This is a genomic window from Ralstonia sp. SET104, assembly GCF_003851545.1.
Taxonomy (GTDB): domain Bacteria; phylum Pseudomonadota; class Gammaproteobacteria; order Burkholderiales; family Burkholderiaceae; genus Ralstonia.
Map to the genome: position 1 here is coordinate 1 of NZ_BHVX01000016.1, position 18,606 is coordinate 18,606.

Below are 18,606 nucleotides of genomic sequence, written 5' to 3' on the forward strand. Positions count from 1 at the left end.
AAAGCCCCCGGTTTCTGGCCTGTGCCAGAGCCTGGGCGGTCGGCCCGTCCGGGGACGTCGTCAGACGCATGTGGCGCCGGCCAAACACCTAACGATAACGATGCAGGATTTCTGGCATGCGGCATCAGCCCAGCTCGAGAGTGAGCTGACGCCGCAACAATTCAAGACGTGGATCAAGCCGCTGACGCCGCTGTCGTTTGACGAGCAGGCATGCACGCTGCGGATAGCCGCGCCCAACCGTTTCAAGCTCGACTGGGTCAAGAGCCAGTTCTCGGGCCGCATCCAGTCGCTCGCGTGCGACTACTGGGAGATGACGGTCGACGTGCAGTTCGTGCTCGACCCGACCGCCGGGCAGCGCCAGGCGGCCCTGCAGCCGGCGCTCGCACCGGTACCGATGCAGCCTGTGGGGGCGCTATCGATTCAACCTCGGCAGGCCATGTCGACTGGCGGCGGTGTTGCGCATGAGGCCGCGACCGTGCGCCCAGCGCCGTCGATGTACCGCGAAACCGCGCTCGCTACGGCCAGCCATGTTGCCGCCGATATCGACGTGCCCGTGATGGATGCCGCCGAGGTCAGTGCACAGTCGTACCGCGTGCCGCCGCAAGCGCCCGCCGTGGTCGCGCGTCCGGCCGCGCCGCCGCAGGCGCCCGTGGACGACTCGGTGCACGAGCGCTCGCGCCTGAACCAGATCCTCACGTTCGACAACTTCGTCACCGGTAAGGCCAACCAGTTGGCGCGTGCCGCCGCCATCCAGGTCGCCAACAACCCGGGCAAGTCGTACAACCCGCTGTACCTGTACGGCGGCGTGGGCCTGGGCAAGACGCACCTGATTCACGCCATCGGCAACTTCATGCTGATGGAGAACCCGCGCGCGCGCATCCGCTACATCCACGCAGAACAATACGTTTCTGACGTAGTGAAGGCTTACCAGCGCAAGGCGTTTGATGATTTCAAGCGCTACTACCACTCGCTTGATCTGTTGCTGATCGATGACATTCAGTTCTTCTCGGGCAAGAACCGCACGCAGGAAGAATTCTTCTACGCGTTCGAGGCGCTGATCGCCAACCGCGCGCAGGTCATCATCACCAGCGATACCTATCCGAAGGAGATCACCGGCATTGACGACCGTTTGATCTCGCGCTTCGACTCCGGGCTGACGGTAGCCATCGAGCCGCCCGAGCTGGAGATGCGCGTTGCGATTCTGATGAAGAAGGCGCAGGCCGAGAACGTGACCGTGCCCGAAGAGGTGGCCTTCTTCGTGGCCAAGCATCTGCGCTCGAACGTGCGTGAGCTGGAAGGCGCACTGCGCAAGATCCTGGCGTACTCAAACTTCCACGGCAAAGAGATCACGATCGAGGTCACGCGCGAGGCGCTGAAAGACCTGCTGACGGTGCAGAACCGCCAGATCTCGGTGGAGAACATCCAGAAGACCTGCGCGGATTTCTACAACATCAAGGTCGCCGACATGTACTCCAAGAAGCGGCCGGCCAACATCGCGCGCCCGCGCCAGATCGCCATGTATCTGGCCAAAGAGCTCACGCAGAAGAGCCTGCCGGAAATCGGCGAACTCTTTGGCGGACGCGACCACACCACCGTGCTGCATGCCGTGCGCAAGATCGCCGACGAGCGCACGAAAGACGCCCAACTCAACCACGAGTTGCACGTGCTGGAGCAAACGCTCAAGGGTTGACCGCAGGATGGTCACGAGAGCGCATGGCAACGCCATTCGCCTTGAATCAAGCCTCCATAGACGCCCGCTCCAATGCGGGCGTCTTTTCATGCACAATAGACACATTTGCCGCGCGCGTGACGCTATCCAGCGCCCCCTTTTTTGCGGTATAATTTGTGATTAACCCCTTGATTTTCAACAACTTTGGGTTAATCGCGAATGCTCCTGCTGGCAGCGGCCCTTGTGGCCTGGACTGGGGCGCGCGCGGTGTCACCTCTCAAGCCAAGGATCGCCTTCATGCAATTGGTCAAAACCTCGCGAGACAACCTGCTGCGTCCGCTGCAAATCGTGAGCGGCATCGTGGAACGCCGACACACGCTGCCCATCCTGGCCAATCTGCTCATCACCAAGAAGGGTGAACGGGTTTCCTTCCTGTCCACCGACATCGAAATCCAGATCACCACGCACGCCGATTGCGGCGCCGGCACCGGCGATGTGGCCACCACTGTGGCCGCCCGCAAGTTGGTCGACATCCTGCGTGCGATGCCCGACGGCGAAGTCGCCCTCACGCTCAACGACAAGCGCATGACGGTGCAATCCGGCAAGAGCCGCTTTGCGCTGCAGACGCTGGCCGCCGAAGAATTCCCCACGGTGGCAGAGGCGACCGACTTCGGCGCGCGCATCACGCTGCCGCAGAAGACGCTCAAGCACCTGCTGGCGATGGTGCATTTTGCGATGGCCCAGCAGGACATCCGCTACTACCTGAACGGCATGTTGCTGGTGGTGGACGGCAAGCAAGTCATGGCCGTTGCCACCGACGGCCACCGCCTGGCGTACTGCGGCGTGGAAACGGGCGAACAACCCGCAGGCGCCGGTGGCCGCCACGAAGTCATCATCCCGCGCAAGACCATTCTTGAGCTGCAACGCCTGCTGGAAGACGTGGACGATCCCGTCTCGGTGCAACTGGCGTCGAACCAGGTCAAGTTCACCTTCGGCAATATCGAGCTGATCTCCAAGCTGGTCGAAGGCAAGTTCCCGGATTTCCAGCGCGTGATCCCGAAGGGTTACCGCAACAGCTTCACGATCGACCGCACGTTCTTGCAAAGCGCACTGCAACGTACGGCCATCCTGACCACCGACAAGTTCAAGGGCGTGCGCTGCATGCTCGACACCAACGTCCTGAAGATCAGCTCGACCAACGCTGACCAGGAAGAGGCGCAGGAAGAACTCGAAATCGACTACCAGGGCGATGCGCTGGATATCGGCTTCAACGTCACCTACCTGCTGGACGTGCTGGCCAACCTCAAGGCCGAAAAGGTGCAGGTGAGCCTGGGCGACTCCAACTCGAGCGCGCTCATCACCCTGCCCGACGACGACACCTTCAAGTACGTCGTCATGCCGATGCGCATTTGACGCACCGCTGCACCCAGAGCAAGACGAGGGGCTGGATCGTAACGATCCGCCCCTTCGCCGTTTTTAAGCAACCCCGCTGTGTGCGCTGAGAACTGTATTTCCGTGCCCATGGCAGCGAGCAGAACGACATGACCGAAGAGCAGAAACCGCAATCCACCCCCGCCGACGGCAGCTACGGCGCCGCCTCGATCCAGATCCTGGAAGGCCTGGAGGCGGTACGCAAGCGGCCGGGCATGTACATCGGCGACACGTCCGACGGCACCGGCCTGCACCACCTCGTGTTCGAGGTGCTCGACAACTCCATCGACGAAGCATTGGCCGGCCATTGCACCGAGATCCAGGTCACCATCCACACCGACAACTCCATCTCGGTGGTGGACAACGGCCGCGGCATCCCGACCGGCATCAAGTTTGACGACAAGCACGAGCCCCGCCGCAGCGCCGCCGAAATCGTCATGACCGAGCTGCACGCCGGCGGCAAGTTTGACCAGAACAGCTACAAAGTCTCGGGTGGCCTGCACGGCGTGGGCGTGTCTTGTGTGAACGGCCTGTCGAAATGGCTGAAAGTGATCATCCGCCGTGACGGCAAGGTCCACCACATCGACTTCGCGCGCGGCATTCCGCAGAACCGCCTGCTGGAAACCATGGAAGCGCCGGACGGCAAGATGGTTGAGGTCTCGCCGCTGCGTGTGTCTGGCACCACCGACAAGCGCGGCACCGAAGTGCACTTCCTGGCCGACGAAGAGATCTTCACCAACGTCGAATACCACTACGAGATCCTCTCCAAGCGCATCCGCGAGCTGTCGTTCCTGAACAACGGCGTGCACATCAAGCTCACCGACCAGCGCACCGGCAAGGAAGAAGACTTCGCCTTCTCGGGCGGCGTGAAGGGCTTTGTTGAGTACATCAACAAGAACAAGAGCGTGCTGCACCCGACCATCTTCTTCGCCACCGGCGAGAAAGACGGCGTGGGCGTGGAAGTGTCGATGCAATGGAACGACGGCTTCAACGAGCAAGTGCTCTGCTTCACCAACAACATCCCGCAGCGCGACGGCGGCACCCACCTCACGGGCCTGCGCGCCGCCATGACGCGCGTCATCAACAAGTACATCGTCGACAACGAGATCGCCAAGAAAGCCAAGGTGGAAACCTCGGGCGACGACATGCGCGAAGGCCTGACCTGCGTGCTGTCGGTCAAGGTGCCGGAGCCCAAGTTCAGCTCGCAGACCAAGGACAAGCTCGTCTCTTCCGAAGTGCGCTTGCCGGTGGAAGACGTGGTCGCCAAGGCGCTGGGCGACTTCCTGCTGGAAACGCCCGTCGACGCCAAGATCATCTGCGGCAAGATCGTGGAAGCTGCCCGCGCGCGCGAAGCCGCCCGCAAAGCCCGCGAAATGACGCGCCGCAAGGGCGTGCTCGACGGCATGGGCCTGCCCGGCAAGCTGGCCGACTGCCAGGAGAAAGACCCCGCACAGTCCGAACTCTTCATCGTCGAGGGTGACTCCGCAGGCGGCTCGGCCAAGCAAGGCCGCGACCGCAAGTTCCAGGCGATCCTGCCGCTCAAGGGCAAGATCCTGAACGTTGAGCGCGCACGCTTTGACAAGATGCTCTCCAGCCAGGAAGTGCTCACGCTCATCACCGCCCTTGGCACCGGCATTGGCAAAGACGACTACAACCTCGACAAGCTGCGCTACCACCGCATCATCATCATGACCGACGCGGACGTCGACGGCTCGCACATCCGCACGCTGCTGCTCACGTTCTTCTACCGCCAGATGCCCGAGATTATCGAGCGTGGCCACGTGTACATCGCCCAGCCGCCGCTCTACAAAATCAAGCACGGCAAGGAAGAGCGCTACATCAAAGACGACGTTGAAATGGCCGCCTACCTCGTGCGCCAGGCGCTGGACACCGCCGTGCTCGTGCGTGCCGACAAGGATGGCAACACGAGCGAGATTACCGGCGACGCCCTGGCCGAACTCGCTCGCCAGTACCAGCTCAGCCGCGGCGTGATCGAGCGCTTGTCGCGCGTGATTGACGCAGACGCCCTGCGCGCCATTGCCGAAGGCGTGGCCCTGGACCTCTCCAGCGAAGCCGCCGCAGAAGCCAGCGCCCGCGCCCTCAAGGCCCGCCTGCTGGAAATGCAAGGCAACGCCAGCAGCGCCAACGGCGGCGCCACGGCAGACGCCTTCATGCAGTACGACGAAAAAACCGAGAAGTACCGCGTGATGGTCGTGCGCCGCCAGCACGGCAACCAGCGCCTCTCCCACATCGACGCCGACTTTGTGGCCGGCGCCGACTACGCCGCACTGTCAAGCACCGCCGCCACCTTCCAGGGCCTGATTGGCGACGGTGCAAAGGTACGCCGCGGCACCGGTGACAAGCAGCGCGAGCAGAACGTTGCCGACTTTCACGCCGCCATGACATGGCTTCTGAGCGAAGCCGAGCGCGGCGTGAGCCGCCAGCGCTACAAGGGCTTGGGCGAAATGAACCCCGAGCAGCTGTGGGAAACCACCATGGACGTCACCCAGCGCCGCCTGCTGCGTGTGCAGATTGAAGACGCCATTGCGGCGGACCAGATCTTTACCACGCTGATGGGCGATGACGTGGAACCGCGCCGGAACTTTATTGAGACGAATGCGTTGGTGGCGCGGAATATTGATGTTTGAGGGCTAGCCTCTGTGAGAAAAACGCCGAGATTTAGTCTCGGCGTTTTTTTTCGGCGGTGACCTTCTCGGATCATTCTTGAGCGGTGCTCTGGTTGGGTACCTATTCTTCATTATCTAGTGACCCCTCTTTGAGGGGGGGATTTTCCATCCACGTTATGCAGGCTTTGTCCACCACCTTGAAGGTGGGCAACTGCGCTCAAATAGGATGCTTGCAGACCTCCACATACGTTCGCCCAATACCGACCAAGCTAGCGTGCTCAGTGCGGACACGCCGATTGCGCTACTCATCGACGCACTCCAAGAATCAGACAAAGACCACGAAAAGTCATCGTGGGCGGAAACGTGGGGGCTCGGTCTCTCCTTGTCGCTGATGGCAATTGGTTTCTGCGCATATCTTGTCCACGACCACCTGTGGAAGCAGCCTTTTTTGGTTTTCTTCGCATTAGGGGCGATGGTTGTTGGAGAGATTGGTGCAGTCATCTGCTCGTTCTCAGGTGCGAGAACTACTTGGGCAGAGCTCAAGCGGTTTGACCATGAAATGCTTTCCGGCGCGGCGAAACGCTTGAGCAATCGTTATGTGCTCGCTAAGCGCATCGCCGAGCGCTTTGACGAGAAGCAGATCGCTTTCGCTAAGGACTATTTGCAGTCTGTCTGCGCGCACATGCGCTCAAGAATTGGGTTGATGATTGGCGCGTTAGACAAGGTGGGAATCATCCCCCTCGCCGTGTCGTCATTGGTGGCATTGGTGAAGGTTTACGGCAACGGCGCATTCGCGGGAGTTTGGTATGCGGGTGCCTTTGTCTTGCTGTTGTTCTATGTTGGCTCGATGAAAATGCTGGGTACTGCATACACGATTGAGCGGTTCGTCGTTGTACTGACCCATGCGGAAGGCTATGCGCTTGAGCGCTCCGCATCAAAAAGCAAGCACAGGACACGCTGTCAAACGAAGAAGCCGCCCAAGGGCGGCTTCTTCAGATCATCAACAACCAATCAAGCTACTGCGCAGTTTCCTCCACCTTCTTCCGCGGCCCCCGACTAAACCGCACCGACAACGCCGCCCGGGCCGTATCCAACGCCTCGCCCTTGCCGGCCACCTTCAGGAAGGCATACCCTTCCAGCGAGGCCGTCATCAAGTCGCTACCCAGCGCCATTTGCGAGTCCTGCATTTTTTCGTAGAGCTTTCCAACGCGGAGCAGGCGAGGGCGCAGAGTATCAAAGGCGGCTAGGTCACGTTTGACTTCTGCAAGGTTGTAGTTCACTGCGAGTACGCCCGGGTTGTTGCTCAGTACTTCCACGGCTTTGCGGCAAAACGCTTCGGACTTGTCGCCCATCTTCGTGATCGTGCTGCGTTGTTCGATCGACAGATCAATCAGGCCAGCAAACTTGTCTTCCAGTGTCTTCAGCGCGGCGTCCACCGCAGTCAGGTCATTCGCGCTGAGTTGAAGCGAAATCAGGTTCTGTGACATTGCAATCCTTATCTTGGGGTAGGCAAGATCGCGCCGGGTCGACGCGACCGGGTGAGATTGGTCTGCCGTAATCCCCATAGCAAGGCTGGACACCACTTTTGACAGAAGCGAATTGCCTGCGTTTGGCGCAAATCGTCCCGTCGCGCTCCGATATTCAAGGCTGGAGAGCGAAGCTGAGACTGTCGATCACGCGAGCCAAAGTCCTGAACTTGACCGTTCGGTTTCCGAGCTCGAATCGCCGAAAGCGGAATGCGGATCTCAAACCGGCGCATTCAAGTGTTTGAGGGCGAAAGTTTTGACCTCAGACCGGCGACTTCGATTGTCTGACAGCCGAGCTTGAGCTTCGCCTCGGCGATTTCGGATGTTCAACGCTGGAGGGCGGCCCTGAGACTATCGACTTGTCGGCCGTCTGAGACCGGAATGCGAGTCGTACGGCGCGGACTCCGGCCGTCAAAGAGCCCAGTGCCGCGGACAAAGTTTCGAAATCGAGTGTTTGAGGTCCGTGCGTGAGTCTCAAACCACGACGCATCGGTCACTGCTATTCAACTGAGGGCGTATCCGGAGCAACTACAGAGAGTCTTCTCCGCCGAACTCCGCTTCCTTGGCGGCAATCCGCCCTCGGAGCTCGTCGTTTCGCTGTTGGCCGTTCACACCGAAGTGAATGAGCCGATGGCACGTGGGGCAGATGGCTCCAACGTACTTCGGGTGGTCCAAACCACCGTCGGAGAGGCGGTTGATGTGGTGGGGTTCGAGATATGGCGTGCCGTCGCTTTTGCGGTTGAATGGCGCGGGTTCTTCGCAGAGCTCGCAGTGTCCTTGCGCACGCGCCAGCACGTAGCGTTTCACTTGCGCACTGCGCTGGTACGCAATACGAGCAGTCTCTTTCGGGTCCGGGACGGGGGTGCCTGGCTGACAGGCCGCAATCGCGGCTTCCCTAAGTTTCGGAAAATCGCTTTGTCCTGCTTGGCCTGTGGCCGCAGAGTCGTTTGCGTCCGGCATATCGTCGAGCTCGCGTCGCAGCGTACTTGATACAGGGATCAACCGGAACACGATTACGTTGCGCTCCGATCCATTGCGGTCCAGGCCTCGCTCGATAGAGTGCGAGTCACAGGAGTATTCCCCTTTGTACTCGCAGGGCTTGCCCTTGCCCTTCATTTCAAAGACATGCAGCGCACGCCCGTCTTTTGCGTGTGACGCGACGGCGAGGTTGCCCTTGGTCATCTTCATGTCACCAAGCTGGCCTTCGCCGACATAGCTCAGATAACCGAACGCATCAAAGGCGTCGTGGTAGCCGTGCTGCGCACCGTTGCCGAAGAATAGGAAGATCGCGGGTGATTGCCGGGATGGCGCAATGCCGCTTTGGGCGCTTCCCCCAAATTTCCCGGTGATCTCTTCTCGGCGGCTGTAGGACTTCCCAACAACGAAGCTGGGAATCTCGATTGGTAGCGCATCGGCAGCCGCAGCGGCACCTTCGTCAACATTGGGCAGCATGCAATCCCCCCGGATTGGCTGTAAATTTTTGTGCCCATTTTATGCCACGTTGCTAGGCTGCTTGGTCCAGTGCGTCCAGTGCGTCCAGTGCGATCAAGGCTGGCTGCATATTAAGGGTCAATAAATGGACCAGATTTTTCTGCTTTGACCCAAATGCGGTTGCGCAACATGACAAGTTGGACCCGGATGCCGCCATGATTTCGGCGGCGTTCAGGAACACGCTGGAATTCGACCTGCTTCGGCGTGCTATCGATGAAGAAGGGCTCTCATCCGACGCCGCGCTGCGGAGGGTTGCCAGCAACGGCGTTTCATTCCTGGCTGGGGTTGAGTACAACCGGGACCGGATATCCACCATTTGCTCTCAGCCGTCGGACGGCAGTTGCGACCGGCGAACGGTCATATCGCACGCGTCATGGCTTTGTAACGGCGTCGAACTACGGTTGGCTCATCCGGTTGCTGTGTTCACAGCGCGATATGGAGGTACAGGATGGACGATCGACGCAAATTTTTGCGCAATTCAATGGTAATCGCCGGCGCCTTGGGCGTATCGCGAGCTAACGCGGCATCAACGGCAAACCAGGGGAATGAGGGCGAGCATGAGCATGGGCATCGTCGCCAGCAAAGCGAACTGAGCCGGCGCCTGAAAACCTTGACCGGAAATACGACCTGGACAAAGGTAGGCGAAGTGCCGATGAACTTCAGGACGTTTCATCCGCAGGGGATGGTGAGGATCGGCAGTGTCTACTACATATCGTCGGTCGAAATCATCGTCGCGCCCGTCAAGTATCCGCAACCCGTGAACGGCTACGACCGCGATACCGGTGTGGGGCGAGGGCACCTGTTCAAGGTCGATCTCAACGGCAACCTGTTGGCTGACCTGCCAATCGGCGAGGGAAGCGTGTATCACCCAGGTGGCTGCGATTTTGACGGTCAGAACATCTGGGTGCCGGCGGCGGAATATCGCCCGAACAGCCGAGGGTTCATCTATCGTGTCGATCCACTGTCACTCAGAGCAGTCAAGGTTCTTGAGTACCCCGATCATCTCGGAGGCTGCTCGCGCAACCCGGACGACAATTCAGTGCATGCGGTCAATTGGGGTTCGCGCGGTTTCTATCGATTTGAATTGAACCACTCGCAAACGGCAAGCCCGAGCGCTCTAATACCGCCAGCAGAACTCAAGAGAATAAATCACGAGTTTTATATTGATTACCAGGATAATAAATATCTCGGTCATCAGGAAATGCTTTATACCGGGTTGAATTCATATAAGGTCAACTCGTCGGCAGTGCCTTTCAACCTCGGTGGCCTCGAGATTGTCGATCTTGAGACCAACTTGGCCGTTCATCAGGTTCCTATCAAGTTGTGGTCGCCGGTGACTGCGCGGGCGATGACGAACAATCCGACCACGTTTGAACTGACCACCAATGGTGTGCGCGGCTACTTCATGCCTGACGACGACACCTCCGTTCTCTATATCTATGAAGCGGTAACTGCGTAGCTGGCTCGCTCCGGGCCTGCCCTCACGCGGCGGCCCGGTTCTGCGGCCTGTGTCGCGCAGGCTCCGGTGTGTTGCATCTCCGCCATAGAGCGGGCTGGTGAAAGCCAATAACTACAGCAAGACGGTTCCCCGCGACGGGCGGGGTGCCGGTGCTGCAGCACCTGACTGCCCAACGGGCGCGCTGGCCCGATGGCGGTCTCTGCCTTCTATACGTGCCGGGTGAAGCAGACCCATTGCAACTGCTGTCAGACCAACACCGCACGCAGGCGGGGCACTTGGGCCGGTCTGCCATAATCGCGCCACTCAAGCTTTCGCCGCGCGCAATCCATGGTCGTCCGCCCCCACCTGCACTGGTTCCGCATGCTGCTCGCGTGGCGCGGCTCCGTTCTGCCGCAGCTTCTGCCGCGCCTGTTCCTGATCTTCTGTATCTCGCTGGTGGCCATGGCAGTGCATGTGCACTGGCTGCCGCTCACCGTCAATCTGAGCACGACGCCGTTCTCGCTTGTTGGCATTGCGCTGGCGGTGTTCCTGGGCTTTCGCAACAACGCGAGCTACGACCGCTACTGGGAGGCGCGCAAGCTCTGGGGCCAGTTGCTCAATGATTCGCGCTCGCTCACGCGGCAGGCACTGACGTTGCCGCGCGGTGATGCCTCGAACGGCGGTGTGGCGCAAGCCGATGTGCGCGAGTTCGCGCAGGTGCTGGGCGCGCTGCCCCATGCGCTGCGCCACCAATTGCGCCACACCGATGCGCGTGATGACCTGGCCGCCCGTCTGCCCGCGCCGCTGCTCGAGCGTGTGATGGCCGCACGCTACCGGCCCATCGCCATCGTGCTGTGGCTGGGGGAATGGGTGCAGCGTCGCACGCAATCCGGCGCGCTTGATCCGTATGCCGCGCTGGCGTTTGACCGCAACCTGAACGAGCTGTCGAACCTCATCGGGGGGTGCGAGCGCATTGCCAGCACACCGTTGCCGTTTGCGTACTCGGTCATGATCCACCGCACGGTGTACTTCTTCTGCGCGACGTTGCCGTTCGGGCTGGTAGAGAGCATCGGCAGTTTCACGCCGGTGTTTGCGGTGTTTGTGGCGTACACCTTCATGGCGCACGAGGCCATCGCCTCGCAGTTGGAAGACCCGTTTGGCACGGAAGACAACGACCTCGCGCTCAATGCGATGTCCACCATGATTGAAGATGCCGTGCGCGACATCATGGGCGAGCCGAGTCTGGCCGGTGCCAAGGGGGCGCAGGATTTTATTTTGGATTGAGCGGACGCGCTGCGCGTGAAGAGGGCCTGATGATGGCCTGACCGCGGGCACGGTTTGCGCTGGCTGACTATCATGAACGTCCGTGCCCGCGCTGCACCCAAACCGCGCCCACACCACTCAGGAGATTCCATGAAGTTGATCGGCATGCTTGATTCCCCGTACGTGCGCCGCACGGCCATTTCGCTCAAGCTGCTCGGGCTGCCGTTCGAGCACGCATCGGTGTCGGTGTTCCGGCATTTCGACCGGTTTCGTGAGATCAACCCGGTGGTCAAGGCGCCCACGCTGGTGTGCGACGACGGCACGGTGCTGATGGATTCCACGCTCATCATCGATTACGCAGAAACGCTGGCGGGCCGCAGCCTGATGCCGGCCGCCATTGCCGAGCGCCAGCACGCGCTGCGCGTGATCGGCTTGGCGCTGGCCGCGTGCGAGAAGGCGGTGCAGATCGTCTATGAACACAATCTGCGCCCGACCGAGAAAGTGCACGGGCCGTGGGTCGACCGCGTCCAGAGCCAGTTGCTGGCCGCCGTGGAAGCGCTGGAGGCCGAATGGAAAGAAGTGCCGCTACCCGTGGATGCGGGTGAGCTCACGCAGGCGGGCGTGTCGGTGGCGGTCGCCTGGGGCTTCATCCAGTTGATGGTGGCCGACCGGGTGCCGGCGGCGGATTACCCGCGTCTGGTGGCGTATTCGGTGGCGGCGGAACAGCTTGGTGTGTTCCGTGAGACGCCCATCAACGCGACCTGATTGCTGCGCTTGCCGTTCAGGCCACCTGCGGCGCGATGTTGGCCTGGCGGTACAGCCCGCCCACCAGATCTGATTCGGTGACGATGCCGGCCAAGCGGCCATCGGCATCGAGCACCGGAATATGGTGGTGACCGGCGCTGGCAAACATCGGCACCAGATCGGACATGGGCGCGCCGACGGCGATGGTCTGCACGCGCGTCTTCATGTGATCGGCCACGCGTGGTGGTGTGAGGGCACCGATGCTGAACCAGCGGCGCAGCGTCTGGCGCAAATCCGCCGGCGCGAGGCCGAGCAAGTCGGCGCGCGTGACGATGCCCACCACGCGCAACCTGTCATCCACCACCGGCAGCGCCTTGAAGCCGTGCTGGCGCAGCAGTTGCAACGCACGGGGGATCGACGTGCCGGCCATCACTGTCACCACCGGGCGCGTCATGATGTCCGCACAGGTGAGCGCCTGGAAGGTGCGCGTATAGGCCTGGAGCTGCATTTCCCGCAGCACGGCTTCGATGTCTTCGGGGTCGATGTCGAGCAGCTCGCTCTGGCGGCGCAGTGCAGCCACGATGTCGGCGCGGGTGAAACCGGCCGCGGTGGGCGGGCGCTCGGCAGCGGGCAGGCGCTGCGCGTGCGGATACCGGTGGCCCGTGGCCGCGTGGTACACCAGCGCGCCCACCAGCAGCAGGGCTGACTGGATCAGGATCGGCTCCAGCACAAAGCGATAGCCCAGCGCATGCACGGCCGGCCCGCCAATCACGGCGGTGAGCGCCACCGCGCCCGAGGGCGGGTGCACGCAGCGCAGCGCAAACATGCCGGCAATGGCCGCCGAGATGGCCAGCGCAGACGCAATCACTGGGTCATCCACCAGCAGCGCGAACGTCACGCCCACGGCGGCCGCCACCAGATTGCCGCCAAGGATCGACCACGGCTGCGCAAGCGGGCTGGCCGGCACCGCAAACAGCAGCACGGCAGACGCGCCCATTGGCGCGACCAGGAGCGGGATCTGCGTGGAAGCACCGGGCACCATCTTCATGATCGTGCCGATAAAGAGAATGCCGACGAGTGCGCCGACGGCGGAGCGCACGCGCTCGCTCCAGCGCACCGTGACGGGTGCAGGGACGAAGCTGTGGAGCCAGCGGCGCAGGGCGGGATGCAGAGATGAAACGGACATGGTCGACGGACGGCGATTGCCCGGACCAGGCTTCACCAAAGTCAAAAAAATGCAGGCGCGAATTCTATCACGGCGTGACATAACTCGCCGTTTGCTCTGTTCTGACGGCGCGTGCTCCAAAGCGGTGTGAGGTGCGCTTGCATTTGCCAGCAAAGCGTCACATCCGCTTCATGGTGTGTACCGCGACGGCTGCGTTTCTCCAGCGCTCTCGCCGGGTTGCCGCTCCGCCGCTCCGCCGCTTACTTGAGCGGCAGCAGGATGTCTGTCACGGCTTCGTGTTCGGGCACATCGGGGTAGAAGCGCATGCGCTGGAACAGCAGCGGCGCGTCGCGCAACGCTTCGCCGCTGGCGGGCAGCCAATCGGCATAAAGGTGGGCGACGCTCTGGCCGAGTGTGTCGTCGGAGCCCGTGTGGCGCAGCACGGCATAGCGGCCGCCCGCCAGTGTCCTGCCCGTCACGCCTGCGGCATTGGGTGCAACCGGCACGTGCGTGGCGGCGCAGAGGTCTATGCGAAACGCTTCGGGCGGCACATCATCGGGGTTGTCGTAGACGACGTTGTACGTGGCCGAGACGCTCGGGGGCAGCCGATGCTCGCGTCGCCAGGCGATGAAGGTGCGGATGGTCTCGCCCAGGCGCGCCGGATCGCCCCGGTGTTCGATCAGCGCGACGGGCACGGCCTCGCGTTCAACGATCTCGACGGACTGGTGTTGCGGCTGTATGGGCATGTGTTGGCTCCTGAGGGCGCGCAGCGCCTGTAGATCGGCAGCCCAGGTCGCCCACACCGGTGCCGCCCGAAATGCCGATGGCGACTGCCCCGCCTGCCTGCGGAACGCCCGCGCAAATGCCTCCGGCCCTTCGTAGCCGCACGCCAGGGCGATGTCGGTGATGCGCGCATCGTCGCGATAGGCCAACTGGTGCGCGGCGCGTTTGAGGCGCAGCAACTGCACGTAGCGCCGGATGTTCATGCCGAACAGCAACGCGAACTGGCGATGGAAGTGGTACTTCGAAAACGCGGCCACCTCGGCCAGCCCGTCCACGTCCAGCGCGTCCTCCAGATGCGCGTCGATGTGCGCGAGCACGGCACGGAAGCGGGCGAGGTAGCGGTCGGTGGCGAAGGTCAATGCGTGGCTCCTGGGTGTCGACACGGTATCGCCGGCGGGCTTGCCGAGCCTGACCGAAATTGCGCAGTTGCTTGCCATGAGCTTTGGCCCGTGCCGCCTGCCAAGGGGCGTGGTTGGGCACATGCGTTGCATATCGGCGCAGGGGCAGCGTTCCTAGAGTGAGGCTTGCCGTGGGGCGGTTCCTCGCGGTGCACCGGCACCCGTGCTGGTGCTTCACGCTGATGGATTACGAGGCCACATCATGGCAGAACAAAAGCTCTTCGCATCTCACAACGAGTATTCCAGCCTGCAAAGGCAAGCCGGCGACAACAAAATCGAAAGCCGTGAAGGCTGGTGCGCCGGCGCGAGCGCCGTCTGGTGCAAGAATGCGCTTGCCCCGTCAATTGCACCCAAGGATTCGGACCCGTCCAAACTGCACGCCGGCATCCTGCAGGTGAAGTACCGCTGGGACGACGCTGTGGGCGGCGCCGATGCACAGCAGATGCTGGAGCATCTGAACTTGAACAGTGCATCGGCGGGCAAGAACGTCTCGCTCGACACGTTGCTGGGCACCACGTTCAGCGCGCCGGGGGTGTATTGGATCTCCTATGGTCCGCACGCCATGGCGGTGGATACGCGTGAGGGCCGGCTGCTTTTCTACGATATCGAGGAAGGGTTGTTCCAATACGCCTCGGCGGCCGAACTGCGCGAGGGTATCCGGACGCGCTATGGCACGAAGCCGAAGTGGTACGGTTTCCGCGCGACGCCCCAGCACTGAGACGCCCAACAAGACGCCCAACAAAAAACCGCCCCGAAGGGCGGTTTCTCTTTGACGCGCGATGGCACCAACGCTGGCTCAGGCAAGCGCCTTGGCCGGTTCGCCCGCCAGGCCAGCCGCTTCGCGCAGCAGCAGGGCCTTGTCGGTGGCTTCCCAGCTGAACTCCGGCTCCTCGCGGCCGAAGTGGCCATACGCGGCCGTCTTGGCGTAGATCGGGCGCAGCAGGTCGAGCATCTGCACAATGCCTTTCGGGCGCAGGTCGAAGTGCTCCAGCACGAGCTTGGCGATCTGCTCGTCCGGGATCACGCCCGTGCCTTCCGTGTACACCGTGATGTTGATCGGGCGCGCCACGCCAATCGCGTAGCTCACCTGCACCTGGCACTGGCGTGCCAGGCCAGCGGCGACCACGTTCTTTGCCACGTAGCGTGCAGCGTAGGCTGCCGAGCGGTCGACCTTGGACGGGTCTTTGCCCGAGAACGCGCCACCGCCGTGCGGGGCCGCGCCGCCGTACGTGTCGACGATGATCTTGCGCCCGGTCAGGCCGCAATCACCCTGCGGGCCGCCAATGACGAAGCGGCCAGTCGGGTTCACCAGGTACTTGGTGTCGGCCAGCATGTGCGAGGGCAGCACGGGCTTGATGATCTCTTCGATCACGGCTTCGCGGATGGCCTCTTGCGACATCTCCGGTGCGTGCTGCGTCGACAGCACCACGGTGTCTACGCTGTGCGGCTTGCCGTTCACATAGCGCACCGTCACCTGCGACTTGGCGTCCGGGCGCAGCCAAGGCAGGCGGCCGTCGCGGCGCAGTTGCGACTGGCGCTCGACCAGGCGGTGTGCGTAGTAGATCGGGAAAGGCATCAGCTCGGGCGTTTCATCGCACGCGTAGCCGAACATCAGGCCCTGGTCGCCGGCGCCCTGGTTGAGGTAATCATCCGAAGCGCGGTCCACGCCCTGGGCGATGTCCGGCGATTGCTTGTCGTAAGCGACGAGCACGGCACAGCCCTTGTAGTCGATGCCGTAGTCGGTGTTGTCGTAACCGATGCGCTTGATGGTTTCGCGCGCGACCTGGATGTAGTCGACATTGGCCGACGTGGTGATTTCACCCGCGAGCACCACCAGACCGGTGTTGCACAGCGTTTCTGCTGCGACGCGCGCATATTTGTCCTCGGCCAGGATGGCATCGAGGATGGCGTCGGAAATCTGGTCGGCGACCTTGTCGGGATGGCCCTCGGAGACCGACTCCGAGGTGAAGAGGAAGTCGTTTGACACGGCTGTTAGCTCCAGATTGGCTATCACGTTGCCAATCCGTTAAGCCACGGCCGGCGACGCTTTAGCGGAATTTAGCAACCCTGCTTGATTGATGGACTCAGGTTTGAGGCCCAGCAAGGATTCGCCCCGCAAGTTGTCAGTTAAGTCGGCGAATCGCGTTATTATACGCGGCACTTTTCGGGGCCGCAGCAAGGCCCGTCAAGACCCTGCTCCCCTGTCGACTGCGACCAACACATTGCAGCGTACGCACGCATGACCTTCCTCTACTGGCTGTTTTCACGCCTGCCCCTGTCAGTGCTGCAGGCGCTGGGCGGCTGGCTGGGGGCGTTGGCCGCTAAGGTGCCCGGCCGCTATCACGACCGGCTCATCGCCAACTTCCGCCACGCCTATCCTGATGTCACGCCCGCCATGCTCAAAGAGGCTGGGCGTTCCGCCGGCCGCATGGTGTTCGAGATGCCGTACTTCTGGGTGCGCAAGAACGGGGCGGATGTTGCTCCGTACCTGTTCGACGTCTGCCGGCCGGCTGTCGAACGAGCGCTTGCCGACGGGCGCGGGCTGATTTTTCTGACACCGCATTTAGGTTGTTTCGAGGTGCTGCCGCAGGCCTACGCGCGCGAGCATCCTGTCACGTCGCTGTTCAAGCCGCCGCGCAAGGAGAGCCTGCGCACCTGGATCGAAACCATGCGCACGGGACCGAACATGCACATGGCGCCGGCCGACCCGCGCGGCGTGCGCATGCTGGTGCGTGCACTCAAGCGTGGTGAAGCCGTCGGCATCCTGCCAGACCAGACGCCTACCGGTGGTGAAGGTGTATGGGCGCCATTCTTCGGCAAGCCTGCCTATACGATGACGCTGGTGCATCGTTTGCATCGGCTTACAGGTGCGCCCATCGTGGCGTTGTTCGCCGAGCGGCTGCCGCGTGGCTCAGGGTATCGCTTGCACATGCATGAGATTGGCGACCTGCCCGAAGACGCAACGCAGGCCGCCACCCGCATCAACGCCGCCATCGAACAGTTGATTGCGCTGGCGCCGACGCAATATCTCTGGGGCTATAACCGATACAAGCACCCGAAGGGTGCGGACGCTCCGCCCGCTACCTGACACTGCCGCTTTTATGGAACGTTTCTCTGCCAATCTCGGACTCGGCTTTCTGTGGCTGCTGTCTTTCCTGCCATACGGTTTCGTCGCGCGTTTTGGCGAGGGCCTGGGCGGGCTGCTGTACCGCATCCCCAACGGCCGCCGCCGCGTGGTGCTGGCCAACTTGAAGGCATGCTTTCCCGAGAAGTCCGACGCCGAGCGCGAAGCCATGGCGCACGAAGTCTTCCGCAAAGTCTTCCGCAGCTTTGCTGAGCGTTCGTTTGCATGGTTTGCCTCGGAAAAACGCCTGAACCGCGTGGTGAAGATCGACGACCAGGCCAACCTGCCAGCGCTGCACGGCCAGCCGCACATCCTTGTCACGCTGCACCTGTCGGGCGTGGAGATCGGCGCGCTGGCGCTCACGGACTACCTGCGCAAGAACGTCGGCAACGCCGGTTGCTCGCTCTACACGCGCATGGCCAATCCGGTGCTGGACGATGCCATCAAGGCGCTGCGCAGCCGCTTTGGCGCGACCATGGTGTCGCGCAACGAGAACATCCGCCAGATCATGCGCACCATCAAGCGCGGCGAGGCGCTGCAACTGATTTCCGACATGGATTTCGGTGAACGCGACTCGGAGTTCGTGCCGTTCTTCGGCGTGCCGGCGCTCACGCTCAACGCCATCCCGCGCATGGCGTCGATGACCGGTGCCAAGGTCGTGCCGATGTACACCGAGATCCTGCCCAACTACGAGGGCTACGCACTGCGCATCCTGCCCGCGTGGGAGAACTACCCCACCGGTGACCTGACCGCCGACACGCGCCGCATGAACGCCTTCTTTGAAGACGCCATCCGTCCGCGCATCACCGAGTACTACTGGGTGCACAAGCGTTTCAAGCACCGGCCAGAAGGCATGCCCGGCATCTACTGAGTGGCCGCCGCATCCGCCCGGCTCGCTTTAGAATGGGTGTTTCCGAACGCTCATCGCCGCATCTGTGCGGCCAGCC

15 protein-coding genes are annotated in these 18,606 nt (G+C 62.2%); 10 read left to right on the forward strand and 5 right to left on the reverse strand.

Annotated elements, in window-relative coordinates; translation table 11 throughout:
• The first annotated feature begins 100 nt into the window (after positions 1-100).
• The 4 genes from dnaA to PSUB009319_RS18345 all read left to right on the forward strand — a co-directional run bounded on the left by dnaA (position 101) and on the right by PSUB009319_RS18345 (position 6,787).
• Positions 101-1,690: a chromosomal replication initiator protein DnaA gene (dnaA, locus tag PSUB009319_RS18330; protein ID WP_221620970.1), complete on the forward strand. Its 1,590-nt coding sequence runs from the start codon at positions 101-103 to the stop codon at positions 1,688-1,690.
• Positions 1,691-1,966: 276 nt separating this feature from the next.
• The gene (dnaN, locus tag PSUB009319_RS18335; RefSeq protein ID WP_124383633.1) at positions 1,967-3,082 is read left to right on the forward strand and encodes a DNA polymerase III subunit beta; all 1,116 of its coding nucleotides are present in this window, start codon (positions 1,967-1,969) and stop codon (positions 3,080-3,082) included.
• A 128-nt stretch (positions 3,083-3,210) separates the two neighbouring features.
• A complete protein-coding gene (gene gyrB, locus PSUB009319_RS18340) occupies positions 3,211-5,748 on the forward strand; it encodes a DNA topoisomerase (ATP-hydrolyzing) subunit B (protein WP_124383634.1) in 2,538 nt (845 codons plus the stop codon).
• A gap of 205 nt (positions 5,749-5,953) precedes the next feature.
• Complete coding sequence (locus PSUB009319_RS18345; protein ID WP_124383635.1) at positions 5,954-6,787, forward strand: hypothetical protein; 834 nt, start codon at positions 5,954-5,956, stop codon at positions 6,785-6,787.
• Here the strand turns inward: PSUB009319_RS18345 and PSUB009319_RS18350 are convergent.
• Complete coding sequence (locus tag PSUB009319_RS18350; protein WP_185453500.1) at positions 6,744-7,214, reverse strand: hypothetical protein; 471 nt, start codon at positions 7,212-7,214, stop codon at positions 6,744-6,746. The two genes, PSUB009319_RS18345 and PSUB009319_RS18350, sit on opposite strands and share 44 nt — an antisense overlap.
• A 567-nt stretch (positions 7,215-7,781) precedes the next feature.
• Complete coding sequence (locus PSUB009319_RS18355; protein WP_260393032.1) at positions 7,782-8,705, reverse strand: HNH endonuclease signature motif containing protein; 924 nt, start codon at positions 8,703-8,705, stop codon at positions 7,782-7,784.
• A 487-nt stretch (positions 8,706-9,192) separates the two neighbouring features.
• On the opposite strand from PSUB009319_RS18355, the gene PSUB009319_RS18360 reads away from it, so the two are divergent.
• The 3 genes from PSUB009319_RS18360 (at position 9,193) to PSUB009319_RS18370 (ending at position 12,210) form a co-directional block, all read left to right on the forward strand.
• On the forward strand, positions 9,193-10,203 hold the full coding sequence (locus tag PSUB009319_RS18360; RefSeq protein WP_221620969.1) for a DUF6454 family protein: 1,011 nt from the start codon (positions 9,193-9,195) through the stop codon (positions 10,201-10,203).
• Positions 10,204-10,530: 327 nt separating this feature from the next.
• The gene (locus PSUB009319_RS18365) at positions 10,531-11,466 is read left to right on the forward strand and encodes a bestrophin family protein (RefSeq protein WP_124383636.1); all 936 of its coding nucleotides are present in this window, start codon (positions 10,531-10,533) and stop codon (positions 11,464-11,466) included.
• Between the two features lie 129 nt (positions 11,467-11,595).
• A complete protein-coding gene (locus tag PSUB009319_RS18370; protein WP_124383637.1) occupies positions 11,596-12,210 on the forward strand; it encodes a glutathione S-transferase in 615 nt (204 codons plus the stop codon).
• Between the two features lie 16 nt (positions 12,211-12,226).
• On the opposite strand, the gene PSUB009319_RS18375 is transcribed toward PSUB009319_RS18370, so the two are convergent.
• Together PSUB009319_RS18375 and PSUB009319_RS18380 are read right to left on the reverse strand one after the other, a co-directional pair.
• Positions 12,227-13,375: an HPP family protein gene (locus PSUB009319_RS18375; RefSeq protein WP_124383638.1), complete on the reverse strand. Its 1,149-nt coding sequence runs from the start codon at positions 13,373-13,375 to the stop codon at positions 12,227-12,229.
• Positions 13,376-13,614: 239 nt separating this feature from the next.
• A complete protein-coding gene (locus PSUB009319_RS18380) occupies positions 13,615-14,496 on the reverse strand; it encodes a GyrI-like domain-containing protein (protein WP_185453501.1) in 882 nt (293 codons plus the stop codon).
• Between the two features lie 241 nt (positions 14,497-14,737).
• Between PSUB009319_RS18380 and PSUB009319_RS18385 the strand changes: the two genes are divergently transcribed.
• A complete protein-coding gene (locus tag PSUB009319_RS18385; protein ID WP_124383639.1) occupies positions 14,738-15,253 on the forward strand; it encodes a hypothetical protein in 516 nt (171 codons plus the stop codon).
• A 78-nt stretch (positions 15,254-15,331) separates the two neighbouring features.
• On the opposite strand, the gene metK is transcribed toward PSUB009319_RS18385, so the two are convergent.
• A complete protein-coding gene (gene metK, locus PSUB009319_RS18390; RefSeq protein WP_124383640.1) occupies positions 15,332-16,522 on the reverse strand; it encodes a methionine adenosyltransferase in 1,191 nt (396 codons plus the stop codon).
• A gap of 252 nt (positions 16,523-16,774) precedes the next feature.
• Here metK and PSUB009319_RS18395 point away from each other — a divergent pair, with 252 nt between their 5' ends.
• Both PSUB009319_RS18395 and PSUB009319_RS18400 read left to right on the forward strand, forming a co-directional pair.
• The gene (locus PSUB009319_RS18395) at positions 16,775-17,623 is read left to right on the forward strand and encodes a lysophospholipid acyltransferase family protein (protein WP_124383641.1); all 849 of its coding nucleotides are present in this window, start codon (positions 16,775-16,777) and stop codon (positions 17,621-17,623) included.
• A gap of 13 nt (positions 17,624-17,636) precedes the next feature.
• Positions 17,637-18,530 (forward strand): lipid A biosynthesis lauroyl acyltransferase, encoded by an 894-nt coding sequence (locus PSUB009319_RS18400; protein ID WP_124383642.1) that lies wholly within the window; start codon positions 17,637-17,639, stop codon positions 18,528-18,530.
• The last annotated feature ends 76 nt before the right edge of the window (positions 18,531-18,606 follow it).